The organism is Methylobacterium sp. TK26 (genome assembly GCF_055361565.1).
Genome location: NZ_CM143965.1, coordinates 1,166,605 through 1,191,690, shown reverse-complemented (window position 1 = coordinate 1,191,690; position 25,086 = coordinate 1,166,605). Strand labels below are relative to the sequence as shown.

Below are 25,086 nucleotides of genomic sequence, written 5' to 3'. Positions count from 1 at the left end.
CGCTTGAGATGTCGGTGAAGAATGGTTGCGAGGTGAGGATCGACCGGCGAACCGCCCTTCTGGGGCTCGCCGGTTGCTGCCTCGCCAGTCCCGTCCTGGCGGGGCCCGAGGAAGAATTGCCCGAGAAGGGCGACAGCCTCGTCTACGCGGACGGCGACCTGGAGGGTAAGCCGGTCGTGCTGTCCGCGCTGAAGGAGGCCGAGCCGGTCCTCGCCACCGCCGTCGATCCGTCCGGTGTGCAACGGACGGAATCGCGCTTCGCCAAGATCGTCCTCGTGCGGGTGCCCGAGGCGGACATCGACGAGGACACCAAGCCCCACGCCGCCGACAACGTGGTCGCCCTCTCGGCGATCTGCACCCACCAGGGCTGCACGGTGAACGGCTGGGACCCCGCCAACAAGGCATTGCTCTGCTTCTGCCACGGTTCGGAATTCGTGCCGGGCGAGGGCGGGCGCGTCGCCAAGGGGCCGGCGCGCAAGCGCATTCCGGTGCTGCCCTTGGCCAAGAACGACAAGGGGGAGGCCCAGGTCGCGGGCAGCTTCCTCGGCAAACCCGGTCCGGGCGCCTGACGCGACACGACAAGAACAGACGATCAGGGAGTGGAACGATGTCCAATCATGTGGGTCGCAAGACCGGGCGGACGATGCTCGCCGCCCTCCTCGGCGCGACGGCGCTGACCTGCGCCGCGCTCGGCGCCGCCGAGGCCGGCGATGCGGTGCAGGATTACAAGCCGGTCTCCGACGAGCGCCTCGCCAACCCCGAGCCGGAGAACTGGCTGCAATATCGCGGCAACTATGCCGGCTGGGGCTACAGCCCGCTCGACAAGATCACGCCCGAGAACGTCGGCCGGCTCGTGCCCGCCTGGACGCTCTCGACCGGCGTGATGGACGGCCACCAGTCGCCGCCCATCGTCAACAACGGCGTCATGTTCATCTCGACGCCCCAGGCGCAGGTGCTGGCGGTCGATGCCCGCGACGGCACGGTGCTGTGGCGCTACCAGAAGGACCTGCCGCCGGAGCTGTTCCAGCTTCATCCGACCAACCGCGGCGTCGGGCTGTACGGCGACAAGGTCTATGTGGCCACCACCGATGCCTGCGTCGTCGCGCTGGAGGCCAGGACCGGCAAGGTCGCCTGGACCAAGTGCGTCGCCAAGTGGAAGGACGGCTACTACATGACGCTCTCGCCCCTGGTGGCGAAGGGCAAGGTCGTGGTCGGCGTGTCGGGCGGCGAGTTCGGCATCCGCGGCTTCATCACCGCCCTCGACGCCGAGACCGGCGAGGAGGCGTGGAAGACCTTCACCGTCGCCGGCCCGGACGATCCCGGCTTCCAGACCTGGAAGGGCGATGCGTGGAAGACCGGCGGCGCGCCGGTCTGGATCCAGGGCACCTACGACCCGAAGACGGAACTCGCCTATTACGGCACCGGCAACGGCGGCCCGTGGATGCCGGACACCCGCCCCGGCGACAACCTCTATTCGTCGTCGGCCCTGGCGCTCGACATCAACACCGGCAAGATCAAGGGCCACCACCAGTACCACTACAACGACGCGTGGGACTGGGACGAGGTGTCCGCCCCGGTGCTGATCGACATCGAACGGAACGGCAAGAAGGTCCCCGCCGCGATCCATGCCGGCCGGAACGGCTATCTCTGGACCCTGGAGCGGACGAAGGACGGGCCGATCAACTTCATCGACGCCAAGCCCTTCGTCGAGCAGGACGTGTTCACCTCGCTCGATCCCAAGACCGGGCGCCCGACCTACGACCCGGCCAAGACCCCGAACACCGGCCGGAAGGCATCGTTCTGTCCGAGCCTGTGGGGCGGCAAGGATTGGCCCCCGGAGGCCTACAACCCCGGCACCGGCCTGTTCTACATCCCGGCCAACACCAACCTCTGCGCCGACATCCAGGGCGTGGCGGTGAAGAACCGCAAGCCGGGCGAACTCTACATCGGCGTGCCGGTGGAGGAGATCCTGTCGAGCCTGCACTTCAAGGACGGGCTCGACGTGAGCAAGCCGGTGCGGATCGGCCAGCTCCAGGCCTGGGACCCGAACACCGGCAAGCAGGTCTGGACCCATGACTTCATGGACTCGGCCACCTGGGGCCCGGTCCTGACCACCGGCAGCGGCCTCGTCTTCTCCGGCGGCACCAGCGACCGCAAGTTCCGCGCCTTCGACGGCAAGACCGGCAAGGTGCTGTGGGAGATGCGGCTGAACTCCGGCACGATCGGCGTGCCCTCCTCCTTCGCGGTGGACGGCGTGCAGTACGTGGCGGTCCAGTCCGGCTGGGGCGTCGATGCGGACCGGATGCTCGGCGGCATCAACAGCCACCTGCCGGAAGAGCGGCGCGTCCGCATGGCCCCGCAGGGCGGCGTGGTGTGGGTGTTCAAGGTGATGGACCAGGCGGTCGAGAAGCCTACGGGCGGAAAGCGCGCCGACGCGGCCGGCGCGGGCGCGAAGTGAGGACCGCCCTCCTCACCCTGGCGCTGGCGGCGGGGCTCTGCGGCCTCGCCCCCCCATTGCAAGCGGAGGCCGCGCCCTCCGCCGCCGCCGCGGAGCAGACGGCGCTGCCGTCCGATCCGCAGGGGGTGGTCGCCTACGTCAAGGCCGCGCTGCGCGACCGGGACGAGGCGGCCATCGAACGGCTCGTGAACTGGGACGGCGTGCGCCTGCCGCGTAGGCGGCTGACGCTCTACCAGATCCGGACCACCTTCGGACGGCCGATCAAGGACATGGCCATCGAGGATTTCCCGGCGGACGGCCTCGCCGAGGTCGAGGCGCGGGGCACCTTCAAGCCCAACATGACGGTGACGAAGCGCCTCCGCATCGTCTTCGATGAGGAGGCGGGCCAACCCGAGGGCGAGGCATCCGCCAACGTCTTCCTCCTCGGCGAGAAGGACGGCGCCTACCGGATCGCGGTCCTGAACTCCGTCGGCCCGCCGCGAGGCAAGTAGAGACCGCACGCGGCGCCCCGTTCGCCGCCGACCGGCCGCGCGACGGCTGGCTCGGGGGGGCGCCGCCTCGCCACGCCTGAGAGAGTGTGATGAAGGACCTTCTGACGTTCGGACAGATGCTCGCGGTTCACGCCCGCCTCCGCCCCGAGGCGAGCGGCGCGAGGGACCTCGAGCGCGCCATGACCTTCCGGCTCTGGAACGAGCGGGCCTGCCGCCTCGGCAACGCGCTCCTCGGCCTCGGCCTCGCCAAGGGCGCCCGCGTGGCGGTGCTGGCCTACAATTGCGTCGAATGGGCCGAGATCTACGCCGCGACCGCCAAGGCCGGCCTCGTCGCGGTGCCGATCAACTTCCGGCTCGTCGGCAAGGAGGTCCGGTTCATCGTCGAGAACGCCGAGGCCGAAGCCTTGATCGTTCAGGATGAACTCGCCGGCCTCATCGAGGCGATCCGCGCCGATCTACCGGTGCCGGCGGCGAACGTCATCCAGTTCGGCCGGAGCGGGCCCTGCGAGGGTGGTTTTCGCGACTACGAGGCATTCCTCGGCCAGGGGAGCCCGGGGGAGCCGGACGTCGCGGTGTCGCCCGACGATCCCTGGATGCTGATGTACACCTCGGGGACCACCGGAAACCCGAAGGGCGCGATCCGCAGCCATCGCGGGGCGGCGAACCTCGCCCTGTGCACGGAGATCGAACTCGGCATCCACCGCGACGACGGCGCATTGCTCGTCATGCCGATGTGCCACGCCAACTCGCTCTATTTCTTCGGGGCGTTCGTCTATTGCGGCGGCAGCATCACGATCTATTCCCGCAAGAGCTTCGACCCGGAGCATTGCCTCAAGACCCTGGCCGAGGGTGAGGCCACCTTCACCTCCCTGGTCCCGACCCATTACATCATGATGCTCGGCCTCGCGGCCGGGGTGCGGGACAAGTACAACCTCGACCGCGTCACCAAGCTGATGATCTCGTCCGCGCCGGCCCGGCAGGAAACCAAGCGCGCGGTGATGGAGCTGTTCCCGAATTCCGGCCTGTTCGAGCTCTACGGGGCCACCGAGACCGGCTGGGTCACGATGCTCCACCCGCGCGATCAGTTCACGAAACTCGGCTCGGTCGGCCGCGAATGCGTCGGTTCGGCACCGATCAAGCTCCTGGACGCCGAGGGGAACGAGGTGCCCGACGGACAGCCGGGCGAATTGTATTGCAACAACCCCTACCTCTTCGACGGATACTGGAAGCTCCCGGAGAAGACGGCGGCGGCCTTCCGGGGCGAGTATTGCACGGTAGGCGACATGGCGATCCGCGACGCGGACGGCTTCATCCAGCTGGTCGACCGCAAGAGCAACATGATCATCTCGGGCGGCGAGAACGTCTACCCGTCCGAGGTCGAGGCGGCCCTCGGACGCCACCCCGTGGTGCGCGACGTGGCGGTGATCGGCCTGCCCGACGTCAAATGGGGCGAGCGCGTCCATGCGGTGGTCGTGCTCCACGACGGCGCCGCCCTGAACGGCCACGAGCTGATCGAATGGAGCCGGGAGCATCTGGCCGGATACAAGTGCCCGCGCAGCGTGTCCTTCGTCTTGGTGGACGACGTGCCGCGCAACGCCACCGGCAAGGTCCTGCACCGCGTCCTGAAGGAGCAGGTGCTGGAGGGTGAGCGCGCCGCGCAGGCGGGCCACCGGGCCGCGAGCTGACGCGCCGCCTCCGACGAGCGAAGGAAACGCCCATGCAGATCTCATCCGACAGCGTCGCCGCCGTCGTCGCCCGGTCCCTCAAGGCACGCGGCGTCACGCGCGTCTTCGCGCTCTGCGGCGGCCACATCATGCCCATCTGGATGCGCCTCGACGCCGAGGGCATCCGGATCATCGACGTGCGCGACGAGCGGGCCGCCGTCCACATGGCGCAGGCCCATCACGAGGTGACGGGCGAACTCGGGGTCGCCCTCGTGACCGCCGGGCCGGGCATGACCAATGCCGTGACCGGCATCGCCAACGCCCACGTCTCCCGCGCCGCCGTGCTGGTCCTGTCCGGCACCAACCCCCGCGGCCAGGAGAATCGCGGCGGGCTGCAGGATCTCGACCATACGCACCTCGTGCGCACGATCACCCGCTACGCCCGCACGGTACGCGAGCCGGCGCTGGCCCTGGCCGAACTCGATGAGGCGGTCTCCCGCGCCCTCGGGGAGGGCGGCGAGCCGGGTCCGTCCTACCTCGATTTCCCCGCCGACACCCTGCGCGGCCTCGTGCCCAAGCCCCTTCAGATGGAGGAGCACCTCGGCGCCAAGCCCCGCCCCGTCCCGCAGCCCGACCCCGACCGGATCGCGGCGGCGGTCGATCTGCTCTGGTCGGCCCGGCGCGTCCTGGTGATCTCGGGGCGCGGCGCCCGCAGGGCCGGGCCGGAACTCGTCGCCCTGCTCGACCGGCTCGGCGCGGTCTACCTCGACACCGGCGAGAGCCGCGGCCTCGTGCCGGACGCCCACCCGTCCGTCGTCGGCGCCATGCGCGGCGCGGTGATGGGCGACGCCGACGTGGTGCTCACCATCGGGCGCCGGCTGGATTTCCAGCTCGCCTACGGGTCGCCGGCCGTGTTCGGGGACGCCCGCTTCGTGCGGTTCGCCGACACGGCGGCGGAGTTGCGCGACAACCGCCGGGGCGCCGTCGAGGTCCTGGCCGATCCCGCCGCCGCCCTCCGCGCCCTCCTGGACGCCGCCGGGAACCGCGCGAGCGCCGTCGATCGGGATTGGGCGGCCTCGCTCCGGTCCCAGCACGAACAGCGCGCGCGGAAGCTCAAGCAGACCATGGCCTCGGCGGCGCCCGGCAGCGACGGGCGGCTCCATCCGAACCGGGTGATCGCGGCGCTCCAGGCGGCGATCGAGCCGGATTCCATCGTCGTGACCGACGGCGGCGACTTCCTGAGCTTCGCCCGGATCGGCCTCTCGGCCTCGACCATGCTGGATCCTGGACCGTTCGGGTGCATCGGCGTCGGCGTGCCCTACGGCATCGCGGCGAGCCTCGCCTGCCCGGAGCGCACGACCGTGGTCGCGACGGGGGACGGCGCCTTCGGCTTCAACGCCATCGAGCTCGACACGGCCGCGCGCCACAAGGCGCCGGTCCTGATCGTGGTCGCCAACAACGGGGCGTGGCAGATCGAGGTGCACGACCAGACCGTGACCCACGGCAAGGTGGTCGGCACGCGGCTGGCGTTCAGCGATTACGCCGGGATGGCGCGCGCCCTGGGGATGCACGGCGAGCGCGTGGAGCGCGAGGAGGATCTGGGGCCGGCGATCCGGCGCGCCCTCGCCAACAGGCCCGCGCTCCTCGACGTGGTGGTCACGCCGGAGGCGGTCTCGTCGGATGCCAAGACCGGTCTCGCCTGGGTGCCGGACCTCCAGCCCCTCGCCGCCTGGGACGAGGCGGAGCGCGCCTGGCGCTCCGGCGACGGGCCGGCGGCCTGACAGGCCCTCGCTTCAGGCCCGGGTGATTTCAACTCGGGTTATTTCACCGGTGGGCGCGGCTTCCAGATTCCGGAGGCCAGGTCGGCCTTGGCTGAAAGAGCGGCGTGGAGCGCGGGGTCGGCGTCCCGGCGCCCCTCCCGGATCGCACTCACGAGCGCATCGGCTCCATCCCCGGCGAGGAGGTTGGCCTCGGCGGCGGCGAGCCTGTCCGCCTCCCCGATCTCGCGGGCGGCGATGCCCAGCGCGTTCGCCACCATCAGCGCCACGTAGCGCGGGCGGCCGGTGAGGCCGGGCACGACCTCCTCGGCGAGCGCCCGGCGGGCAGCCTCGATCAGGTCGGCGCCGGAGGGATCGTCACGCATCGGAATGGCTCCGTGGCCAGGCGGCGGGGGCGGTGGCGGCGAGGATCGCCTGCTCCAGTTCCGGCACCATCCGCCCGGTGAGGGCGAGTTCGAGGGAGAATTCCCGGCCCGAGACGTGCCGCGCCCCCTGCTCCAGGGCGATCACCGCCCAGCGCAGATGGGCCATCACCTCCCAATAGGCGACCCGCTCGCGCTCCACCGGCTGGCCGCCCCCGGCGGCGTAGCCACGCTCGAACGCCTCGCGGGAGCCGATGCCCCCCGCTTCCTTGTCGAGGCGGCCGAAGCGCCAGCAGGCGGCGCAGAACCAGCCGAGATCCTGGGCCGGATCGCCCCAGCCGGCGAATTCCCAATCGAGGATGGCGGTCAGCCCCGCCTCATCGACCATGTAGTTGCCGGTGCGGAAGTCCCGGTGGACGAGGGCCGGCGCCGGGCAGGGCGGCGCGGCGGCCTCGGCCCAGCGCAGGCCCCATTCGATGGCCGGGCGCTTGGCGCCGATCCCGTCGAGGTTCTCGCGCAGGCGCGCGATCTCGGCGCGGGCCGGGTCCGGCTCGGGCGGGCCGAGGAAGGCGAGTGCCGGCGGCGGGTCCTGGCGCGGATCGAGGACGCCGTGGATCTTGGCGAGTTCCCGGCCGAGGTCTTCGGCGAGTTTTTCGCGGTCGCCCCCGAGGGCGAGGTCCTTGGCGATGCGCGGGCCGAGGCCCACCCCCGCCACCAGCCCCATCAGGGCGAAGGGCGCGCCGATCACCCCCGCATCGTCGCAGAAGCCGACGGGCTCGGGCACGCGCACCCCCGCCGCGTGGGCGGCTTCGAGCAGGCGGAACTCCTCCCGCCGGGAGCGGCTGGAGGCGATGGTGGCGGCCGCGTCCCGCCGCAGGACGAACTCCCGCCCCCCCTCCCCGCTCCGGCAGCGGATCAGGCGGTTCTCCTGGATCGAGCCGCCGCCGAGGGGGCGGCTCTCCTCGATCCGCAGGTCCGGCACACCGAGATGCGAGGCGATCCAGGCGCTGAGACGCGTCTCGTCCATGCTCACAGCCCCGAGACGAGGTGGCCGCCATCGACGGCGAGGACCGAGCCGGTCATGTACGATCCGGCCTGCGAGGCGAGGAGCAGGAGCGCCCCGTCGAGTTCGCCGGCCTCGCCGAGGCGGCGCTGGGGCACGCGCTTGATGAGCGCCTTGCCCGGCTCGGACTCGAAGAACGCGGCGTTCAGTTCGGTGCGCACGTAGCCCGGCGCCAGGGCGTTCACGCGGATGCCGTGGCGCGCCCATTCGAGGGCGAGGCTCTTGGTCAACTGGATCACGGCGGCCTTCGAGGCGGCGTAGGGGGCGAGCCCCCCGGCAACCCGCAAGCCGAGGATCGAGGCGACGTTGACGATGCTGCCCCCCTGCCCCGCCGCGACCATGCGCTTGGCGGTGGCCTGGGCGACGAGGAACACGCCCTTCAGGTTGGTGTCGAGCACCCCGTCCCATTCGGCTTCCGAGAGGTCGAGGGCGGGGGTCGTGGTGGTGACGCCCGCATTGTTCACGAGCACCATGACCGGGCCGAACCGCTCCTGGGCGCGGTCGAGGGCCGCCTCGATGCTCGCCCGGTCGGTGACGTCCATCACGACGGCCTGCGCCTGCCCGCCCCGCGCCTCGACGGCGGCGACGGTCTCGGCCAGCGCCTCCGCGCGGCGGGCGCCGAGGGAGAGGGTCGCCCCGGTCGTCGCCAGCATGGAGGCGAAGTGGCGCCCGAGCCCGCTCGACGCGCCGGTCACGAGGATGTGCCGGCCGGTGAGGTCGAAGATGCCGCTCATGCGAGTCTCCCTGCCCGCCTCACTGCACGCGCTCGAAGGCGACGGCGATGCCCTGGCCGCCGCCGATGCACATGGTGGCGAGGCCGTAGCGGCCGCCGATGCGGGCGAGCTCGTAGAGCGTCTTCACGGCGATGATCGCCCCGCTGGCGCCGATCGGATGGCCGAGCGCGATGGCGCCGCCGTTCGGGTTCACCCTCTCCGGGTCGAGGTCGAGGGCGCGGGACACCGCGCAGGCCTGGGCGGCGAAGGCTTCGTTCGACTCGATGACGTCGAAGTCCGAGGCGCGCAGGCCGGTACGCGCGAACAGGCGTGTCACGGCCGGGACCGGGCCCATGCCCATCTCGGACGGGTCGACGCCGGCATGGGCGTAGCCGACGATGCGGGCGAGCGGCGTCCGTCCCTCGCGGGCGGCCTTGTCGGCGCTCATCAGCACGAGGGCGGCGGCGCCGTCGTTGAGGCCGGACGCGTTGCCGGCGGTGACGCTGCCGGTCTTGGCGAAGGCCGGGCGAAGCTTGGCGAGGTCGTCGCGGCTCGTGGCCTTGGGGTGCTCGTCGGTGTCGAAGGGCACGGTCTCGCGCTTGCGCTGGACCGGGATCGCCAGGATCTGGTCGCGGAACCGGCCCTCGGCGATGGCCCTGGCCGCGCGGGCTTGGCTCTGTTCGGCGAAGGCGTCCTGGTCCTCGCGGGAGATGCCGTAGCGGTTCGCGATGTTCTCGGCGGTGACGCCCATATGGCCGTTGCCGAACGGATCGGAGAGCGCGTCGGTCATGTAATCGACGGCGGTGATGTCGCCCATCTTCTGGCCGAACCGGGCCGCCGAGAGGAGATGCGGCGACCGGCTCATGCTCTCTGCGCCCCCCGCGAGCGCGGCGTCCGCATCGCCCAGCATCACGGATTGGGCGGCCGAGACGAGGGCCTGCAGGCCGCTGCCGCAGAGACGGTTCACGGTGAGCGCGGGCACCTCCTGCGGGATGCCGCCCTCCATCGCCGCGACGCGGGCGATGTAGGCATCGCGCGGGGTCGTGGGGATGACGTGGCCGAAGACCACGTGGCCGATCTCCTCGCCCTTGGTCCCGGAGCGCTTGAGCGCCTCGGTCACGCATCGCGCGGCGAGGTCGGAGGGCGGGATCGCCGCCAGCGACCCACCGAAGGTGCCGATGGCCGTGCGCACGGCCCCGGTGATGACCACGTCCGTCATGGCGACCATTCCCTTTCCTACGCGCCCACGTCCCAGGTCCAGAAGGCGTCGCCCTCGGCCTCGAGGTTGCGGTTCAGCACCATCTTGTGGACCTCGTCGGCCCCGTCCACGAGCCGCGCCTGCCGGGCGTAGCGGTAGATCCATTCGAGCGGCGTATCCGTGGAGTAGCCCCGCGCGCCGTTGATCTGGATCGCCGTGTCGGCCGCCGCGTGGAGGAGGTTCGCCACATGGACCTTCGCCATGGAGACCTCCTTGCGGGCGAAGCTGCCCCGGTCCAGCGCCCAGGCGGCCTTGGCCACGAGGAGCCGGCCGATCTCGATGCGCATGGCGAGGTCGCCGAGCATGAGCTGGATGCTCTCCCGGTCGGCCAGCCTTATGCCGAAGCCGTGCCGCTCGGCGGCGTAGGCGCGGGCGATCTCGACGCAGCGCTTCGACAGGCCGAGCCAGCGCATGCAATGGGTGAGACGCGCCGGGCCGAGGCGGATCTGCGTGAGCTTGAGCCCGTCGCCCTCGTTCATCAACACGTCGCGCGCGGGAATCTCCAGCCCGTCGAAGGCGATCTCGCAATGGCCGCCGTGCTCCTCCGGCCCCATGATCCCGATGCGCCGAACGATGTGCCAGCCGGGGCTGTCCCGGTGGAACAGGAAGGCGGTGAGGCCCTTGCGGGCGTCGTCCGAGGTCCGCGCCATCAGGATGAAGTGGGCCGCGTCCTCCGCGCCCGTGATGTACCATTTGCGGCCGGTGACGACGTAGGTGTCCCCCCGCCGCTCGGCGCGGGTCTGGATCATGCCGGGGTCCGAGCCGCCGCCGGGATGGGGCTCGGTCATCGCGAACGCAGAGCGGACCTCGCCGCGCACGATCGGATCGAGCCACCGCGCCTTCTGCTCCGGCGTCGCGACCTTCTCCAGCACCATCATGTTGCCGTCGTCGGGGGCGGCGGAGTTGAACACCACCGGCCCGAAGATCGAGCGGTTCATCGCCTCGTAGCAGACCGCCATCCCGACCTTGTCGAGGCCCGCCCCGCCGGTCTCCGGCTTCAGCTGAAGGCACCATAGGCCCTCCGCGCGGGCGAGGCCGCGCAGGCGCTCCAACTCCGGCAGGGCGATGTTGCCGTGGCCGTCATAGGCGGCCTTGTCCCGCTCCACGGGGATGACGTGGGTGTCGACGAAGGCCGCGATGCGCGCGCGGTAATCCTCGACGCGCGGGGAAATCGTGAAATCCATCGGGACCGGCTTCCCCAGATCGGCAAAAATCGAGCGAGCGCTCGTTTTATTTAGCGTTTGAACTCGGCCGTGGCAACAGGCTATGAGACCCCATGGGCGAGACGATGCACCGATGACGCTGGCACGGGACCCGGATGTGAAGGGTGCGGCGGTGGAGGCATTCCCCAGAAACGCCACGACGACCGAAGCGATCTGCGCCCGCATCCTCGAACGCCATCGCGACCACGTGAGCGTGCGCAAGCCGCACCTCGCCACCGCCAACCTCGCCCGGATCATCGAGGCGGTGCTGAAGCTGTCGAGCCGGCAGAGCTTCCACGAGATCAGCCTACGCGACCTCGCCCGCGTCACCGGCCTCAGCATGGGCGGCCTCTATTCCTACTTCGACAACAAGAACACCCTCCTCGTGATGATCCTCACGGAAGTCTCCGAGACGGTGGAGGCGGTTTTGCGGGATGCGCCCGCCGGACTCGAGGCCGATCCCGCCGCGCATCTGCGCTGGCTGATCGAGACGCATATCCGGCTCACCGAGGCGATGCAGCCGTGGTTCGTCTTCGCCTTCATGGAGGCGAAGGGCTTCCCCGCCGCCGCGCGGGCCTTCGCCATCGAGAGCGAACTCGCCACGGAGCGGATCTTCGCGGATGTGCTGGCGCGTGGAGTCGAGCGAGGCGTCTTCGTGATCCCCGATGTTGGCCTGACGGCCGCGCTCATCAAGCCGTTGCTGCAGGACTGGTACGTCAAGCGCGCGAAATACCGGAAGCGCGGAACGCCCATCGGCGCCTATATTGCCGGCGTGATCGCCTTCGTCGAGCGCGCGATCACGAAGCCGTAAAGGCGGAAGAGTCCACGGCAGGCGGATTCCGGCCTTGCCGCCAAGCAAGTTCGCATTCAATATCTGAATACAAATCGACGCCAGTCGAGAGAGCGGCGGTCAAGTCGCGAACGAGGGAGAAACGCCGTGGGTCAACCGAACGACGATGTCGCACGTCGCGATGGCCCCGCCGCCTTGAGCCGCCGCACGGCGCTGCGTCTGGCGGGCGCCGCCGTCATGGGGACGGCCGGCGTGTTCAGCCCCGCGATCGTCCGCGCGCAGGGCGCTCCCACGAAGCTGAAATTCGGCAATGATGTGCCGCTCACCCATTCCCTCAACGTGCGGCTCGCCGAGGCCATCGGCGCAATCGAGCAGGAAACGAACGGGCGTCTTCTGATCTCCGTGTTTCCGAACAACCAGCTCGGCAGCGACACGGACATGATCTCGCAGTTGCGCTCCGGGGCGCTCGAGCTCGCCACGATGCCCACGACCCTGTTGTCGACCCTGGTTCCCTCCGCCGCCCTCCCGGCGATCGGGTTCGTCTTCCCGAGCTACGACAAGGTTTGGCCGGCGATGGACGGTGAGGTCGGCGCCTTCATGCGGCGCAACATCGAGAAGGCGAACCTGCAGCCGTTTGAAGCGATGTGGGACAATGGCTTTCGCCAGATCACGACAAGCACGAAACCGATCGTGAACCCGAGCACTCTCAAAGGCTTCAAGATCCGCGTGCCGGTCGTTCCGCTCTGGGTCTCGCTGTTTGCGGCGCTCAATGCTGCGCCAACGAGCATTCCGCTGAGTGAAGCCTATGCCGCGCTCCAGACCAAGATCACGGATGGGCAGGAGAACCCGCTGGCGATCATCAATGCGACCAAGTTCTACGAGGTCCAGAAGTACTGCTCCCTCACCAACCATGCGTGGGACGGCTTTTGGCTCCTGGCCAGCGGTCGCTCATGGAGATCATTACCCGCCGAGTTCAAAGATGTCATGGCCAAGCACTTCAATGCTGCCGCATTAAGACAGCGTGAAGATAATCTGAAGGACAGTCTCGCACTGAAGGCCGCCCTGGAAAACAAGGGTATGATATTTAATTCAACCGATCCTAACGAATTTCGGCAGCACCTGGAAAAGACCGATTTCTACAAGACGTGGAAAGCGAAGTTCGGCGCCGAATCTTGGGCGCTACTGGAAAAATATGCTGGAACCGTCGGATGATAGGCTAAACGATCGAGCATTTTCTCCACGGGATTTTCGGGAAATTATGCTCAACACTCATCCTTCGGCTCTGAGTCAGTAGCAGCAACTACTGTTAAGGCCGGACGAGTGTACGTCTCGACGCTATGCGAGCATTGCTCTCAATGACTTACGACGAAATCCCTGAGAAAGGCGACTGACAAGCTTTCGACGTACTCGTCTGCGATGTCGCCGAGACAATCGGTTGTTCAACCACCTTGACGCTTGCCGGGCAAGAACTGGAGTTAATCCTGTTCTTGCGCCTGATCCTCTCCTTTCTTGCGGTCGCGCAGATCCGCCTCGCCCGCCACGACCTTATGCGATCCGACCTGCTGTTGCGCGACGCAGATGAAGCCTTCGCCCGATCCAGGCGTCGGGTGGATCTCGCCAATAGCCTCGCCCGGCGAGCAGGGTTCGAGGCCCGCTAAAGGGTATAGCTTTTCGCGGCCCCCTTGGGTGCAGACGCCAGTGTGGCGCCTGCATTACCAGAACAGGCAACCCCCTACGCGACCAAGGCGAAGGCAGCCCCTGCCAAGCCAAGGCCCACCAAAAACAGACCGCCGCCCATCGCCTCGAAGACCGGGCGCTGACGCCGTGTCCATAGGGAGGCAGCGACGATGCCCGCGCCTGCAACGATACAGAACACGCCCAACGACATCATGTTGGCCTCCCTCCCGACTGCGACAGGAAGCGTACGGTTAAGACGCGATGCAGTTCCGGGGGTGAAGGGCGACCCACAGGCTTATCAGCCTGCTCACGAACGCTGCTCGCGCATCCGGTGACGCGCTCGGCCTTCCGGCGACCCGGACTGTGAGAACTGCGAGTGGCGGATTTCACAAGTACCTGCGGATCCCGGCCGACCTGAAGCTGGCCAACAGCGTCAGCAAGGTCATGACCAACGTGGATGTGCGAGCCGAGAATGGCTACGTCGTCGCTCCGGGCAGCGTCACGGAGAAGGGCGCCTACACCCTCGCCGAAGATCTCCCCATCGCCAACGCGCCGGACTGGCTCATCGCCCTGTGCGAGAAGCAGCGCGTCCGGTCCGCCGACGCCGCCACGGCCCTTGTAGACCTCGACACTCCCGAGGCCATCTCCCGCGCCACGGATTGGCTGAAGACCGAGGCCGAGCCGAGCTTCAAGGGATCCGGCGGGGATGCCGCCGCCTACACCGCGGCGTGCGGTGCCCGCGATTTCGGCATCTCCGAGACGACGTGCCTAGAGCTCATGCTCGACCACTGGAACGAGCGCGGCTCGCCGCAATGGGCACCCGAGCGGCTCGCGGTGAAGGTGGAGAACGCCTATCGCTATGCCACGCGCCCGGCCGGTGTAGCGAGCGCGGACGCGGAGTTCGGCGCGCTACCGCCCGAGGAGGGTCTCGACAGCGCCGCCCCCCCGGAAGCGGCGAAAAAGGGTGCCCCCAAGTTCGAGCTTCTCGACTTCAACGCCTCGGCGGACCGCGCCGAGACGGCGGCGGCGCAGCCATTGGTGGAAGGCTTGCTCGACCGCGGCGCCATGTCAGTCCTGTACGGCGCTTCGAACGAGGGGAAGACCTTCGTCATGCTCGACATCGCCTATGCAGTCGCCACCGGTCGCCGCTGGAACGGAAGGGCAGTGAAGCGGGGCCCTGTCGTCTACATCGTGGCGGAGGGCGGCAACCAGATCCACAAGCGGACGAAAGCTCTCCGGGAACGGTACGGATCCGCTGACGTCCTGCTCGATCTCATCGTGAGCCCCGTGAACCTGTTGCGGGCCGGAGAGGACCTCGCCGACCTCATCGGAGCCGTGAAAGCGGCGGAGGCTAAGCGCGGCGCCCCCGTCGAACTCATCGTGGTCGACACCCTCTCTCGCGCTCTCGCCGGCGGTGACGAAAACTCTAGCGTCGATATGGGCGCGATCGTCCGCAACCTCGACCGGCTCCGGGCGGCCAGCGGATCGCACCTGGCGGTGGTTCACCACACAGGCAAGGACGCGGCCCGCGGCGCGCGTGGCCACTCCCTGCTGCGGGCCGCGACCGACACGGAAATGGAAGTGGCCGGGGGGCGGCTTATCACCCGCAAGCAGCGCGACATGGAGGCCCGCCCGGAGATCGCGTTCACCCTTAAGTCCGTCATCGTCGGACAGGACGGCGAAGGCTGCCCGCTCATGGGCGCTGTGGTCGCCTGGAAGGAAGAGACCGAGTTCGGCGCCTTGCCCGAGACGGGGGCTGAAGCGGTCGCCCGCGAGGCGTTCGGTGAGTGGCGAAACCACGTCGAGCGGCTGGCTGAGATGGAGCGCGTCGAAGCGCATGCATACGTCTTCAAACCGGCCATGGTGGAGGCGTTTTTCAACGACTCGGCCCGGGAGGGGCAGAAAGCCTCGCGGGCGTCTGTGCGGCGTTGGCTAGACCGATGGGGCTCAGCCGGCCAGATCCGAAAAGCTACTTATGGCCAATGGCTTATTACTGACTGGCTCAGAGGCTCAGAAGTGTCTCAGATCTGACTGAGACTCCCGACACCCAGAAGCTCAGTGTCTCACCCCCCTTTAGGGTGAGACACTGAGCTTGTCGCCAATCCAAACCCTTCTGCCAGTGGACGGCTGGTTGCGAAGGGATGGCCTCACACCGATAGGCGGACCGCCCACAAAACTGGAAAATCGCCCACCATCTCGGGCCGAAAAACCTTATGTTACAACGTTACAGACGAGGAGTGCCCCATGGCCGGAAAGCCCACAGTCACCAGTATGTCGCCGGAAGAGGAGAACGAGCTCGCCCGGCTCATCGCCCTAGGCGCTACGCCCGAGACGGCGGCTGAAACCCTCGCCTTCCCGGATGCAACCCGGATCTATCACGCGATGCGGACGAAGCGATTCTCCTTCCAGTTGGGAAGCGCCATCACGACCCGCCTGAAGCACGGAGCGCCCGAGGCGGTCGACGTGCTGCAGAGCCTCATGCGCGATCCGAAAACCCCGGCCCGAGTGCGGGCGGATGTGGCCAAGACGATCCTGGACCGCGCCGGCCACCCGGCCGTGGCGAGCTCGAAGACCGACGACGACGCGGTGACGAAGCACCCGAGCCAAATGACGTATGCCGAGCTTGAGGCCGGGCTCGCCGAAATCCTGAACGAGCGGGCGGACCGCGCTCAGCCGGTGAACGGGTCGCCGGCGGCCAAATCGTCCCTGGAGAGCTTCTTGGAATAAAGGGGCTATTTGGCGGGAGTGTGAGAATTGAGATTTAAAATATACGACAAATAATACATTTGTTTCTTAGTTGACGAATCGCCTTGTCGTTTGCAATTAACCTCACACACGGCTTCAATTGAGCGGGAATCAGCGCCGCGAGCCGTGCATGGGGAACCAATGTTGCAAGACGCCATCATTCCATTATTACGCTCCATCCGCGAGGAGCGAGCCGCCTCCTTATTAGCGGAAGCCGAAGGCCGTACCGGTGCGGCCGAGAACCATGACCGTACGGTGGACCTACTTGAGGCACGCATCCTCGCCACCGTTCCTACGACCGCCGAGGGCGTAGCCGCCGCCGCGGACGATGCCCGGGCCATGGTGGAGACAAGCATCGACGCCGACGCTGCGGATCTCGCGGACGTAGCCGAGCTCAACGAGCTTGCAGGGCGGGTGCGGACCGGTGCTTCGGACGCCCGAGACCTAGCCTTTCTGACCTTCCACGCCACCGGCCTTAGCGGCCTCGGCGACCACCACCCCGGCGCGGTCCTGCGTCTGAAGGTAGCAGCGCGGGCGCTCGCCCGGCCGTCCTTCGCCGCCCTCCCCCTGGCAGCGTAAGAGGAGCCTACGTGCTTCAAGTGGCGTCACCCGAACGACCTATCGGCAAGGCCGAGCTCCTCGCCCTCCTACGCCGCTTCACGCAGTCCCTCCGCAACGACGGTGGACCATCGCTTGACGTGGTGGCCGATATGGAACGCGCCGCCCGGCAGGCGCGAGAGCAGGGTGGCGCTGCGGCCAGGGTCGCAGCCCGCATTGAGGTGGCCCTGGAGGGCGCGAGGCGGCTCGGGCTTATCCGGCCACGGCGCTCTGACCGATGATGGCGGCCAGTTATAGGCCTCGGGCTCCCCCGGGCCGACCTCTACCCCGCCGCCGGAGCGCCGGATCCTAGCCTGGGCCCTATGTAGGCCGCCGCTCCCGCCCCACCGGATAAGACCTTGCCGAACGCGCGGGCGGTCGGCGGCAAGGTCGGAGGTTCGCGCCGACTGCCCTGACCACCCACAGAATCAGAGAGCACCGTTCACCGGCCGGTCAGCAAAGGGGCTGACCGGCCGCATTCATTTGATCCCCGGGACGAGACATGGTGCGCAAGATCATCTCGCAAGCCGAGCGCGACCGGCGCCGCGCCCTGGTCGAGTTCAAAGCCTACCTCCGCCATCTCGACCGCGGGGGCCGCCCTCGAGACCTCGGCTACGCCGAATACCGCTACGAGCCGGACGCCTCGATCGAAGCCGCGAAGCGGGCTCGCAGGGGCGGTGCGAGGGATCTCAGCCATCTCGCCGAGCGCGAGGGGATGGCCATTCCAGCCGTTGCGACGATGAATGATCCGCAATGGCTGGCCTACGCACGGGCAGAGCCAAGTCGGCTGATACCGGCCTATTGGAAGCTTGCCGACGCGCTCCGGGCGCTAGGCCTCACCATGCCCGAAGCCACACGCGAAGCGCGCATCCTCCGGCGCGTATGGAACGACTTCACGCAGTTCCGCTGCAGCCAGACCCACCTGGACGTGCTGGCCGCCCTTGCCGCCGAACTGGGAGGTCTCGGCGCCCATCCTTACGTGGTCGCGCATATCGCCTCCACAGCCGCGGGTCTGGAGATGGTCTCAGACATCGTGTTTGGGTTCGACGCTTGGGCCCATCACTCCACGGATGAGTGGGACCGTTTCCTCGGTCGGCGCATGATATCCCCGGGGCGGCGGTAGGCGGCACGTGTCGCCGTAGACCTTAGACGAAGTGGCTGGACCGAAGTAGGCGGATCAGTTCCCGAGCTCCCGCCGGCCGACTTGTAGTCGCCATCCGCCGGGGTCATGGCCTTCTCGAGCTGCTGCGTGGCGTCGGTTTGCGCCTTTTGCTGCTGCGCCTCCTGCTTCGGTTGGAACCGCTCAAGGGTGTCCTGAAGCGTCTGGTGGGTCCGGTCCGAGATAACCTTCTGCCGAGCGCACGGCTCGTCCTCGGTCCTGCCGATGGAGCTCAACGCCGCCAGCCATGCCGGCGACACGTCCAAGACGATCGGCGGTCTCGCGGGCGGGCTCGGCAAGGTCGGTGTAGCGGCCGGGTTGAGCGGGTTCGGCAAGGGCCCTGACACCGGCTCGCCGTCGCTGCCGACCTTCGCCGGGTTTGGTAGCCCTACAATTGAGGGCATTGCGGCAGCGTAGCCCATGGCGCCGCTCTCGCTGGCCACCTCCTTCGGTGCGTTGCTGTCGTTAGCGGGCTCTTGCAATCCATATAGGAGTTTTTAAACGTTTTTTTCAGCACCACATAAATATACGGCGATTTAACACATAGCGCACGTAATGCTATGGTGCAATAATCACTCACAATCCTGCAGACATGATAATGATAGATAAAATTGATCCATACGTACGTACGCTTTTTCCATGGATATTTTCTCACCCTAGTCTGATAGTTTTAGGCGGCGCAGCATACTCACTATTAACAACTATCATGCGCGCGGAAAATGCTCGAAAAGCTGCTGCTTACGACAAGAAGGCCTCCCTATTGGAGTTGGACCATATTGACAATAATGTTGTTGCGTACGGTTGGCCCTTAGCTGCGGCGGCGGCAATCGCTAGCATTGCATTTCAAAGAAATGCGGAGCCCGAAGCGGCTATATTCATCTCCATTGTTGCCGGCGGTATATTTGCTTGCGCACTCAGGCCGCTGATTTTATTCAGTAATGTAGATAGTCGATCGAGGATCGCATATCTGTCTACAATCGCAATAATATCTTTGCTGATTTTCTCCTATTTTTATGGCGAATATAGAGCAGAAGGAAAGGGTTGGGAATATCTCCGCGCGACAGTCGCCATGATTGTCTCGATTGTTTGCCCGCTTTCGGTGCTTTACATTATAATTATCAAATTATATAATATAATTAATAAGCATGTCGAATGGACTGTTTTGTTATCGTCTCTATTATCAGTCGCAATGTTCTTCATATTTGCCTACATTCTTGGGGGATTTGCCTGGAACGAAATATTGAATAACATGTAGACTTGGCGAGCTCAAATCTAAAGCTACGCCCCTGATTTGACTGGCCTATATGGAAATTTTAGGGGCTAAGACATGAACCTTGGGGCGTAGGGCGGCGCGCTCATGATGACGGAGCTTCACCCCTCGGCGGTCGAGGCAACCCGTATCGTGACGGCTCGCGGATCCGCCTACCGGAACAAGCCGGGGCAGGTGTGGGGCGTGCCGGTGTGGGAGTACGCCAGGAGCGGAAAGGGGCGGTAGTGGACTATTGGGGTCCGACCATCGCCTCTTTCACGATCTCCAGCGCGCGGATGACTGCGAATGCTGTCGCCTCGGCGTCGGTCTCGCCCTCGGCGTTGTCGGGAAAGAGCGCGACCGCCTCGGCGTTCGCGCCACCCTCGCGCCCGACGATCACTTGCAGCGTCATGCCGACCTTTTCGTCCTCGGCGCGGATCAGCGCCACGAAGTGGCCGACTGCGGCACCGTAAACCTGAAGCGGGCTGAAGGCGTCCACGGTCTCAGGAGGCGCTTCGGCCTCGGCGCGGCGGAAAGTCGGGCGAATCACGTTATCCATGCCCAACGATATCGCTTCGGTCGGCGCCAAGCTGTGCGCTCGATGCATCTGAGCAATCGCCGATCGCACGCCGGCCTTATCCAATTGGCAGGGCGAGATAGGCTCGGCTTAGCGGCCAAGACGGCATGCCCAGCTGAGCAGGCCGGTCTCGGTGTCCACACTGCTCTGGAGGATCCGAGGCGATCCTACTTGAAGCCCGCCTCGGTCTTAGCTTCAGCGGCCGCCGGCTCGAGAATCCGACGAACGGTGTCCGCAGCGCGAACCGTCCGAAGCGCGGTCGCTGTCGTGCTGGCAGTTCTGGGCCATCACGGCGCCAGTGCTCAACACGACGAGAGCCAAGGCGAGGAAGGTCTTCTTCATGGTCGTCTCCTCCGGGACCTCACGGGCCCGTGACACAACCTATGCGCGAAATCTGTCGGCTCGCTATCGCAGAGTTGCAACAACCTTAAGCGTGACGATCGTCGGCAGAGCGACAGATGTGGATGCACATAGCGTGCCTCCCGGCCCGGTCCTAATTTGTCAAGATCGCCAGCACGCACAAGCCCAAGACGGGCAAACCAAGCGCCAGGGCCGCCAGAGGGTTGAAGCGGGCCGGTCCCTCGGCGCGGACCCAGCGATGGGCGTGAAAATTCTCGGCAGCCAAGCCCGCCAGGATCAAGCCGCACGCAATCGCTGAAATTTCTCGGGGGTCCATGCCGCGTCACCCTGTGCGGGTGCGACATTAGGGCGTCCGAGGGCAATGTCACATGAAATCGGGTTCACGTCTCAGTGGATTGCGAACGCGCAGGCCAGGAACGCGAGCCCGGCGCCAACTGCAGTCACGCACCCCTGATGCCAGGATGCGCCGTTTCGAACGCGCAGGCGACTGTCGGCAACCAACAATAGCGAGATGCCGAGCACGAAAAGACCGGCGGGGATCGCGTTACCGTCGAGCATCATCCAACTGCCGCACCGTCCGCCCCGCAGGAGCGCAATTCCTTCGTCAGCTTGACCGACCACCGAAAACAAGGCTCGACGCTTGCGGCATAAAGTGGCCCGGATCTGTCCGCGAGAAACCAAGGTTGCTTCAACCAGCGTGCCGTCAAGTTGGCGTCGCCTCTCCCGGAGCGCGCGCAACGGCACATCCTGCGGGATGCGCACCGCCTGCGTCCGGCCGGGCGGCTATGCGCCGCTGTGCTACGCGACGGACGTGACGCCAGAGATGATCGCGGCGTACCTAGCCGCGCACTGATGCACCGCTGTTGCGCGAACGCTTGCCTTCATGCTGCGGGTCTCCGTGAATGACCTCGACAGCGTATACGTCCCTCTCAGCATGGCAGTGATTGGTCCGACCGCCATGCCGCTAAGCGCCCTGTTCGAAGTACCATTTACGCCGGAGCCAGCGGCGACGATGCACTGATCTGGGATTGGCGAGGCCGCGATCGCGCCATAGGAGCCCTTATTCTGTCTGTGGATAGGTGTATCATCGCACTTCAGAGCACCTTGTCGCAGGTCATAGCAGCCCTCTGTAAAAGGTTGTGTATATCGTGTTTGTTCCTCATATGTTCACTAGACGCCTGGACGTTAAAGTTTCCGGTTCATGAGGTAGCCCGGTGACGATCGCGCCCCCCTCTCCTACGCACTTGATGAAGGCAAAGGTTCATTCCGTCGCCGAGAACGTAGCTTCGCGCCTAAAGTTCAAGGTGGGAGACGCCATTGAACCGCTGGTTGTCAAACTCGGGGGGCGTATAGAATACAAAACTGCTGAGATAGTGGAAGGAAACTTGCCTGAAGCTATCATTGTCCGCGCGATGGATGACTTCACTATTTTTCTACCAAGCGTTACCTCCTTGGTGCGCGATCGCTTTACCATAGCGCATGAGCTTGGGCATCTGTTCTTACATTACCCTTTAGTTTCTGCCCGTCAGCGAGGCGCAATTATGATAGCCACACGCTGGGTAAACAAAGACAATCCTGATCTTATCAGGACTGAATGGGAAGCTAACTGGTTTGCGGCAGCATTCCTTATGCCAGCAACCGAGTTTAGGGAGATATATACGAGCAATGGCCGCTCGATCGAACTGACGGCAAGGCATTTTGCTGTTAGTCCGAAGGCCGCCGAAGTACGTGCTCAATCACTCGGCTGCTGAAGAATGGGCGACTGTCCAGAGTATCGCGTGCGGCTATTTATGTCCGTCGATCTTGTGGGGTCCACGGCATTCAAGGCGAAGCACCGCGATAGGCGCGAAGGCAACGAGCCGTACCCCGTATGGCTAAACCGTACTCGCAGCTTCTACCGGCAATTTCCTCAAATCCTAAGCGAGCGATACGGCGGGTACCTTGGCGCGTTCGAGGGACACGCCTCTTTTGCAGAACGTTCGCCGAAAGTTTGGAAGACTGTCGGCGATGAAATCATCTTCTGTATCCGTATAACTTGCTTAGAGCACTTAGCGTGCTGCCTCCTGGCCTTTACTAAAGCGCTCTCTGCGTACGGTGAGTTGATCAACGATCAAGAGCCAGAACTTGACGTCAAGGGATCAGCCTGGGTGGCGTCTTTCCCAGCGCCAAACGCGACAGTTGCATCGGCGAGCCGCCTCTCCCTCGAACCGAGTTCCAGTATCGTTGGCGACCAACTCGGGGAAGATGATGAGAAAAGAGCTGACGTAACGCCAGGTGATTATGATTTTCTCGGCAAGCAGATTGATACGGGCTTCAGAATTTCGAAATTCGCTCAGCGGCATGAGCTTGCGTTGTCAATTGATTTGGTGTGGTTGCTAATCCTACTGAAACACCTTAACCTAATCGATTTTCAGTTTACTTACAGAGGAAAGGAAGTCCTAAAAGGCGTAATCGCTGGCGTTCCGTACCCGGTTATTACGGTACAAACAGAAAGATCGGTTGCACGACGCGAATTGGATGCGCTTGAGCGCGCCGTCGCTGGAATTTCATTCGCGGAACATATTGGTTTGAGAAACTACACACATATGTTTATGATGCAAAACGATATTGAGATACCAATAATTGCACTGCATAGAGAGACATACAGCAGAGATGAGCTACCACAGTGCTACAAAGATCTAGAAGCCGCCTGGGATATTGGCGAAAAAGAGGATGCTGAGAGGCAGAAATCAAACCAGGAAGCAGGGCAATTTATTGACCCCCTCCCAGCTTCTAATCAGACCGTCGAAGGCCCCGAAAACATAGACGAGATCAACATAGCTATCGACAAGTTAGTTGATAAATTCTGGTCCAAGGGACCTATCTAATATACTGTATCGGTAAGACGACATTTCGATAGGCCCCCTTCCGGCTGTTTGGCTTAGCCTGACGCCACATCTCCTTGATCGTTACATCTGCCGGAGCACCGCACTCGATCCAAGAAGCGACAGATCCGGCGCAGTTCGGCGGATCGTATCCGCCACATAACTAGGCGCCAGGTTAGCGTAGTGCTTCTCGGCCATGCGGGTACCGGAATGCCCGAGCGCTTCCGCCACGACGATCAGCGGCGCGCCGTTCCGCACCATCGCGCTCGCGTAGGAGTGCCGTAACTCGTGCAGCGTGATGCTCTCTAGCTTCGCCCGCTCACCATGTACCGGCCAGCGGCCTCACTGACCACGGCGAGAGCGATCCAGATCAGAGATCGGGAACGTCCGCCTCTAGCCAGTCCGCTGCAGCCTTCAGCGTCCCGAACTTGTGCGTCTCGGCTGTGAACGGGGCAGGATAGGGCGGGCTCTCGGTAAGCGTCTCGACCACCCAGTCGCCCTCGTAGCCGTCCTTGGATACCTCGCGGACGATGCTGCCGACGACCTCGCCGTCTAAGAGAAGATCGAAGCTGCCTGGGGCAAGCCGTTGAAGGGTGTATGTCATCGGGTTCTCAGACTGAGCGCCGCGCTACGCGACACCTACGCTGCAACGCCGGATGATCTTGTCGGTTCGCCCCTCGGCCCATGGCCAGCCGCTCGAACAGGGCGAGACAGCCCCTGGCCCGAGGATCCCGGTCGATTTAAAATTTGTCGAGCGGCATCCTGGACCGACGAAAGGATGAGCGGCCCTCCACCCCGGGGGCCGGGTCGCCCTGGCCAGGGGGCGGATTGGCTCCAGGTCGGACCGCCCTGCCCGGCGGTCTCACCCGGCCCGTGCCAGCACCTATTAAAGATCGGCGGAGGTCCATCCCCCACCCCGAGCCACAGGACCGACTCAGCGAATCTCGATCCGAAAACACTTCCCGGCGGACTCGGAGGGACAGTGGAGGTAGGCCTGAGTGCTACCCCGGTGCTACCCAACCGCGCACCAACACAGTGATGCCCTCAAGAGAGCCTGCCTAAGTGCTTGCAAAATGTAAGGAAATTTGGCGCACCCGACACGATTCGAACGTGTGACCTTTGCCTTCGGAGGGCAACGCTCTATCCAGCTGAGCTACGGGTGCTGACCGTGTCTTTCACCTAGCCCAAGCGGGCGGAGAGCGCAACGGTGGCGTGGGGCCCTCTCGGGCTCGACAGGGAGGCGCGAGCGGCCCCACCACAAATGCGCCGCCGCCCTGCGACCTTTCGTGATGCCGCCTTGAAAGGTTGATCCGGTGAGCCAAACACCTGCTTCACCGGGTGCCCCATCCAGCGGAGATGATCCTTGTCGACGAAAGCGCGCCTCTACACGTCGCCGTCCGCCTTCCCGAACCCCCAGCGCCTGCGCCTCTTCCTGCATGAGAAGGGAATCGCTGGGGCCTACGACGAGGTGATCTACGACATGGCGCCGGGCGGCGAGCAGCGCGGCTGGCGTCATCTCACGATGAACCCGTGGGGCGAGACGCCCACCCTCGAACTGGCCGATGGGACCTACCTGTCGGAATCGGCCGCGATCGTGCGCTACCTCGATGCCCTGCACGAGGGCCGCAGGATCACCGGCGCGACGCCCCTGGAGCAGGGGCTCGATGCGATGTGGGACGATCGCGTCTGGGTGCAGATCCTCTACCGGCTCACCACCCAGTTCCACGTGCTGCACCAGGGGCTCGGGCCGAAACTCGAACTGACGCACAATCCGCAATGGGGCGAGCATTGCCGCAAGGAGGCCCTGTCCCACGCAGGCCTCGTCGATCGCCATCTCGCGGATGGCCGCGACTGGCTGCTGGGCGGCGGCGAGCCGACCTTCGCCGACATCACCCTCTGCACCGCCATCGCCTTCTCGAAGTTCGGGCCGGTGGCCACGCCGCTCGATGAGCGCTTCGAGCAGCTCGACCGGTTCTGGCAGCGGTGGAAGGCGCGGGACAGCTTCCGGAAGGCCTACGCCGATGGCGGCGGAATCGAGGAACTGGCCGGGCTGACCAACTAGCGCCGGGCCGGTCCCGC

26 protein-coding genes, 1 tRNA gene and 1 pseudogene are annotated in these 25,086 nt (G+C 65.7%); 17 read left to right on the top strand and 11 right to left on the bottom strand.

The window, feature by feature from the left end; genetic code table 11:
• Positions 1 to 8: 8 nt before the first annotated feature.
• The 5 genes from ACXJ1Y_RS05880 (at position 9) to ACXJ1Y_RS05860 (ending at position 6,394) form a co-directional block, all read left to right on the top strand.
• Positions 9 to 569: a QcrA and Rieske domain-containing protein gene (locus tag ACXJ1Y_RS05880; protein WP_463849180.1), complete on the top strand. Its 561-nt coding sequence runs from the start codon at positions 9 to 11 to the stop codon at positions 567 to 569.
• Positions 570 to 607: 38 nt separating this feature from the next.
• Positions 608 to 2,458 (top strand): PQQ-dependent dehydrogenase, methanol/ethanol family, encoded by a 1,851-nt coding sequence (locus ACXJ1Y_RS05875; protein ID WP_463849179.1) that lies wholly within the window; start codon positions 608 to 610, stop codon positions 2,456 to 2,458.
• Complete coding sequence (locus ACXJ1Y_RS05870; protein WP_463849178.1) at positions 2,455 to 2,949, top strand: hypothetical protein; 495 nt, start codon at positions 2,455 to 2,457, stop codon at positions 2,947 to 2,949. The genes ACXJ1Y_RS05875 and ACXJ1Y_RS05870 overlap by 4 nt, the downstream gene beginning before the upstream one ends.
• Positions 2,950 to 3,038: 89 nt before the next feature.
• Positions 3,039 to 4,634, top strand: coding sequence for a class I adenylate-forming enzyme family protein (locus tag ACXJ1Y_RS05865; RefSeq protein WP_463849177.1), 1,596 nt, complete (start codon positions 3,039 to 3,041; stop codon positions 4,632 to 4,634).
• 32 nt (positions 4,635 to 4,666) lie between these two features.
• Positions 4,667 to 6,394, top strand: a complete 1,728-nt coding sequence (locus ACXJ1Y_RS05860) for a 2-hydroxyacyl-CoA lyase (protein ID WP_463849176.1) — start codon at positions 4,667 to 4,669, stop codon at positions 6,392 to 6,394.
• Between the two features lie 38 nt (positions 6,395 to 6,432).
• Here ACXJ1Y_RS05860 and ACXJ1Y_RS05855 read toward each other — a convergent pair whose 3' ends face one another.
• The 5 genes from ACXJ1Y_RS05855 to ACXJ1Y_RS05835 are packed head-to-tail and all read right to left on the bottom strand — an operon-like array spanning position 6,433 to position 10,971.
• Complete coding sequence (locus ACXJ1Y_RS05855; RefSeq protein WP_463849175.1) at positions 6,433 to 6,756, bottom strand: DUF6285 domain-containing protein; 324 nt, start codon at positions 6,754 to 6,756, stop codon at positions 6,433 to 6,435.
• Entirely contained in the window at positions 6,749 to 7,780 is a 1,032-nt protein-coding gene (locus ACXJ1Y_RS05850) for a phosphotransferase family protein (protein WP_463849174.1), read from the bottom strand. Before ACXJ1Y_RS05850 ends, ACXJ1Y_RS05855 begins: the two co-directional genes overlap by 8 nt.
• 2 nt (positions 7,781 to 7,782) lie before the next feature.
• The gene (locus tag ACXJ1Y_RS05845) at positions 7,783 to 8,550 is read right to left on the bottom strand and encodes an SDR family NAD(P)-dependent oxidoreductase (RefSeq protein ID WP_463849173.1); all 768 of its coding nucleotides are present in this window, start codon (positions 8,548 to 8,550) and stop codon (positions 7,783 to 7,785) included.
• Between the two features lie 19 nt (positions 8,551 to 8,569).
• The gene (gene bktB, locus ACXJ1Y_RS05840; protein ID WP_463850048.1) at positions 8,570 to 9,748 is read right to left on the bottom strand and encodes a beta-ketothiolase BktB; all 1,179 of its coding nucleotides are present in this window, start codon (positions 9,746 to 9,748) and stop codon (positions 8,570 to 8,572) included.
• 17 nt (positions 9,749 to 9,765) lie between these two features.
• On the bottom strand, positions 9,766 to 10,971 hold the full coding sequence (locus ACXJ1Y_RS05835; RefSeq protein ID WP_463849172.1) for an acyl-CoA dehydrogenase family protein: 1,206 nt from the start codon (positions 10,969 to 10,971) through the stop codon (positions 9,766 to 9,768).
• Positions 10,972 to 11,083: 112 nt separating this feature from the next.
• Between ACXJ1Y_RS05835 and ACXJ1Y_RS05830 the strand changes: the two genes are divergently transcribed.
• From ACXJ1Y_RS05830 to ACXJ1Y_RS05790, 9 genes are all read left to right on the top strand, one after another.
• Complete coding sequence (locus ACXJ1Y_RS05830) at positions 11,084 to 11,800, top strand: TetR/AcrR family transcriptional regulator (protein WP_463849171.1); 717 nt, start codon at positions 11,084 to 11,086, stop codon at positions 11,798 to 11,800.
• 216 nt (positions 11,801 to 12,016) lie between these two features.
• A complete protein-coding gene (locus ACXJ1Y_RS05825) occupies positions 12,017 to 12,991 on the top strand; it encodes a TRAP transporter substrate-binding protein (protein ID WP_463850047.1) in 975 nt (324 codons plus the stop codon).
• 275 nt (positions 12,992 to 13,266) lie between these two features.
• On the top strand, positions 13,267 to 13,437 hold the full coding sequence (locus tag ACXJ1Y_RS05820; RefSeq protein WP_463849170.1) for a hypothetical protein: 171 nt from the start codon (positions 13,267 to 13,269) through the stop codon (positions 13,435 to 13,437).
• A 316-nt stretch (positions 13,438 to 13,753) separates the two neighbouring features.
• Complete coding sequence (locus ACXJ1Y_RS05815) at positions 13,754 to 15,487, top strand: AAA family ATPase (protein WP_463850046.1); 1,734 nt, start codon at positions 13,754 to 13,756, stop codon at positions 15,485 to 15,487.
• A 213-nt stretch (positions 15,488 to 15,700) separates the two neighbouring features.
• Positions 15,701 to 16,183: a hypothetical protein gene (locus ACXJ1Y_RS05810; RefSeq protein ID WP_463849169.1), complete on the top strand. Its 483-nt coding sequence runs from the start codon at positions 15,701 to 15,703 to the stop codon at positions 16,181 to 16,183.
• Between the two features lie 159 nt (positions 16,184 to 16,342).
• Positions 16,343 to 16,780, top strand: coding sequence for a hypothetical protein (locus ACXJ1Y_RS05805; protein ID WP_463849168.1), 438 nt, complete (start codon positions 16,343 to 16,345; stop codon positions 16,778 to 16,780).
• Positions 16,781 to 17,300: 520 nt separating this feature from the next.
• A complete protein-coding gene (locus ACXJ1Y_RS05800) occupies positions 17,301 to 17,921 on the top strand; it encodes a hypothetical protein (protein WP_463849167.1) in 621 nt (206 codons plus the stop codon).
• A 261-nt stretch (positions 17,922 to 18,182) separates the two neighbouring features.
• Entirely contained in the window at positions 18,183 to 18,374 is a 192-nt protein-coding gene (locus ACXJ1Y_RS05795; protein WP_463849166.1) for a hypothetical protein, read from the top strand.
• A gap of 175 nt (positions 18,375 to 18,549) precedes the next feature.
• A complete protein-coding gene (locus ACXJ1Y_RS05790; protein ID WP_463849165.1) occupies positions 18,550 to 19,212 on the top strand; it encodes a hypothetical protein in 663 nt (220 codons plus the stop codon).
• 244 nt (positions 19,213 to 19,456) lie between these two features.
• Here ACXJ1Y_RS05790 and ACXJ1Y_RS05785 read toward each other — a convergent pair whose 3' ends face one another.
• The 3 genes from ACXJ1Y_RS05785 to ACXJ1Y_RS05775 form a co-directional block, all read right to left on the bottom strand.
• The gene (locus ACXJ1Y_RS05785; RefSeq protein WP_463849164.1) at positions 19,457 to 19,795 is read right to left on the bottom strand and encodes a hypothetical protein; all 339 of its coding nucleotides are present in this window, start codon (positions 19,793 to 19,795) and stop codon (positions 19,457 to 19,459) included.
• A 183-nt stretch (positions 19,796 to 19,978) separates the two neighbouring features.
• On the bottom strand, positions 19,979 to 20,125 hold the full coding sequence (locus ACXJ1Y_RS05780; protein ID WP_463849163.1) for a hypothetical protein: 147 nt from the start codon (positions 20,123 to 20,125) through the stop codon (positions 19,979 to 19,981).
• A gap of 405 nt (positions 20,126 to 20,530) precedes the next feature.
• On the bottom strand, positions 20,531 to 20,905 hold the full coding sequence (locus tag ACXJ1Y_RS05775; protein ID WP_463849162.1) for a hypothetical protein: 375 nt from the start codon (positions 20,903 to 20,905) through the stop codon (positions 20,531 to 20,533).
• A gap of 452 nt (positions 20,906 to 21,357) precedes the next feature.
• Between ACXJ1Y_RS05775 and ACXJ1Y_RS05770 the strand changes: the two genes are divergently transcribed.
• Both ACXJ1Y_RS05770 and ACXJ1Y_RS05765 read left to right on the top strand, forming a co-directional pair.
• Entirely contained in the window at positions 21,358 to 21,894 is a 537-nt protein-coding gene (locus tag ACXJ1Y_RS05770) for an ImmA/IrrE family metallo-endopeptidase (protein ID WP_243952201.1), read from the top strand.
• Positions 21,895 to 21,933: 39 nt separating this feature from the next.
• Positions 21,934 to 23,010 (top strand): hypothetical protein, encoded by a 1,077-nt coding sequence (locus ACXJ1Y_RS05765; protein WP_463849161.1) that lies wholly within the window; start codon positions 21,934 to 21,936, stop codon positions 23,008 to 23,010.
• An 81-nt stretch (positions 23,011 to 23,091) separates the two neighbouring features.
• Here ACXJ1Y_RS05765 and ACXJ1Y_RS05760 read toward each other — a convergent pair.
• The 3 genes and pseudogenes from ACXJ1Y_RS05760 to ACXJ1Y_RS05750 form a co-directional block, all read right to left on the bottom strand.
• Positions 23,092 to 23,319, bottom strand: a pseudogene (locus tag ACXJ1Y_RS05760) (tyrosine-type recombinase/integrase); the annotation flags it as partial.
• Positions 23,320 to 23,377: 58 nt separating this feature from the next.
• Positions 23,378 to 23,611: a hypothetical protein gene (locus ACXJ1Y_RS05755; protein WP_463849160.1), complete on the bottom strand. Its 234-nt coding sequence runs from the start codon at positions 23,609 to 23,611 to the stop codon at positions 23,378 to 23,380.
• A gap of 482 nt (positions 23,612 to 24,093) precedes the next feature.
• A tRNA-Arg gene (locus tag ACXJ1Y_RS05750) sits at positions 24,094 to 24,170 on the bottom strand.
• Positions 24,171 to 24,370: 200 nt separating this feature from the next.
• Here ACXJ1Y_RS05750 and ACXJ1Y_RS05745 point away from each other — a divergent pair.
• Entirely contained in the window at positions 24,371 to 25,069 is a 699-nt protein-coding gene (locus tag ACXJ1Y_RS05745) for a glutathione S-transferase family protein (protein ID WP_463849159.1), read from the top strand.
• The last annotated feature ends 17 nt before the right edge of the window (positions 25,070 to 25,086 follow it).

What these genes read in the sequence shown, in the direction of transcription:
- ACXJ1Y_RS05825 (WP_463850047.1), top strand. Translation starts at nt 12,017, where the DNA reads ATGGGGACGGCCGGCGTGTTCAGCCCCGCGATCGTCCGCGCGCAGGGC.
- ACXJ1Y_RS05790 (WP_463849165.1), top strand. Translation starts at nt 18,550, where the DNA reads ATGATAATGATAGATAAAATTGATCCATACGTACGTACGCTTTTTCCA.
- ACXJ1Y_RS05860 (WP_463849176.1), top strand. Translation starts at nt 4,667, where the DNA reads ATGCAGATCTCATCCGACAGCGTCGCCGCCGTCGTCGCCCGGTCCCTC.
- ACXJ1Y_RS05800 (WP_463849167.1), top strand. Translation starts at nt 17,301, where the DNA reads ATGGTGCGCAAGATCATCTCGCAAGCCGAGCGCGACCGGCGCCGCGCC.
- ACXJ1Y_RS05805 (WP_463849168.1), top strand. Translation starts at nt 16,343, where the DNA reads ATGTTGCAAGACGCCATCATTCCATTATTACGCTCCATCCGCGAGGAG.
- ACXJ1Y_RS05765 (WP_463849161.1), top strand. Translation starts at nt 21,934, where the DNA reads ATGTCCGTCGATCTTGTGGGGTCCACGGCATTCAAGGCGAAGCACCGC.
- ACXJ1Y_RS05855 (WP_463849175.1), bottom strand. Translation starts at nt 6,756, where the DNA reads ATGCGTGACGATCCCTCCGGCGCCGACCTGATCGAGGCTGCCCGCCGG.
- ACXJ1Y_RS05795 (WP_463849166.1), top strand. Translation starts at nt 18,183, where the DNA reads ATGGAGCTCAACGCCGCCAGCCATGCCGGCGACACGTCCAAGACGATC.
- ACXJ1Y_RS05880 (WP_463849180.1), top strand. Translation starts at nt 9, where the DNA reads ATGTCGGTGAAGAATGGTTGCGAGGTGAGGATCGACCGGCGAACCGCC.
- ACXJ1Y_RS05810 (WP_463849169.1), top strand. Translation starts at nt 15,701, where the DNA reads ATGGCCGGAAAGCCCACAGTCACCAGTATGTCGCCGGAAGAGGAGAAC.
- ACXJ1Y_RS05850 (WP_463849174.1), bottom strand. Translation starts at nt 7,780, where the DNA reads ATGGACGAGACGCGTCTCAGCGCCTGGATCGCCTCGCATCTCGGTGTG.
- ACXJ1Y_RS05830 (WP_463849171.1), top strand. Translation starts at nt 11,084, where the DNA reads ATGACGCTGGCACGGGACCCGGATGTGAAGGGTGCGGCGGTGGAGGCA.
- ACXJ1Y_RS05865 (WP_463849177.1), top strand. Translation starts at nt 3,039, where the DNA reads ATGAAGGACCTTCTGACGTTCGGACAGATGCTCGCGGTTCACGCCCGC.
- ACXJ1Y_RS05755 (WP_463849160.1), bottom strand. Translation starts at nt 23,611, where the DNA reads ATGACATACACCCTTCAACGGCTTGCCCCAGGCAGCTTCGATCTTCTC.
- ACXJ1Y_RS05875 (WP_463849179.1), top strand. Translation starts at nt 608, where the DNA reads ATGTCCAATCATGTGGGTCGCAAGACCGGGCGGACGATGCTCGCCGCC.
- ACXJ1Y_RS05780 (WP_463849163.1), bottom strand. Translation starts at nt 20,125, where the DNA reads ATGAAGAAGACCTTCCTCGCCTTGGCTCTCGTCGTGTTGAGCACTGGC.
- bktB (WP_463850048.1), bottom strand. Translation starts at nt 9,748, where the DNA reads ATGACGGACGTGGTCATCACCGGGGCCGTGCGCACGGCCATCGGCACC.
- ACXJ1Y_RS05845 (WP_463849173.1), bottom strand. Translation starts at nt 8,550, where the DNA reads ATGAGCGGCATCTTCGACCTCACCGGCCGGCACATCCTCGTGACCGGC.
- ACXJ1Y_RS05835 (WP_463849172.1), bottom strand. Translation starts at nt 10,971, where the DNA reads ATGGATTTCACGATTTCCCCGCGCGTCGAGGATTACCGCGCGCGCATC.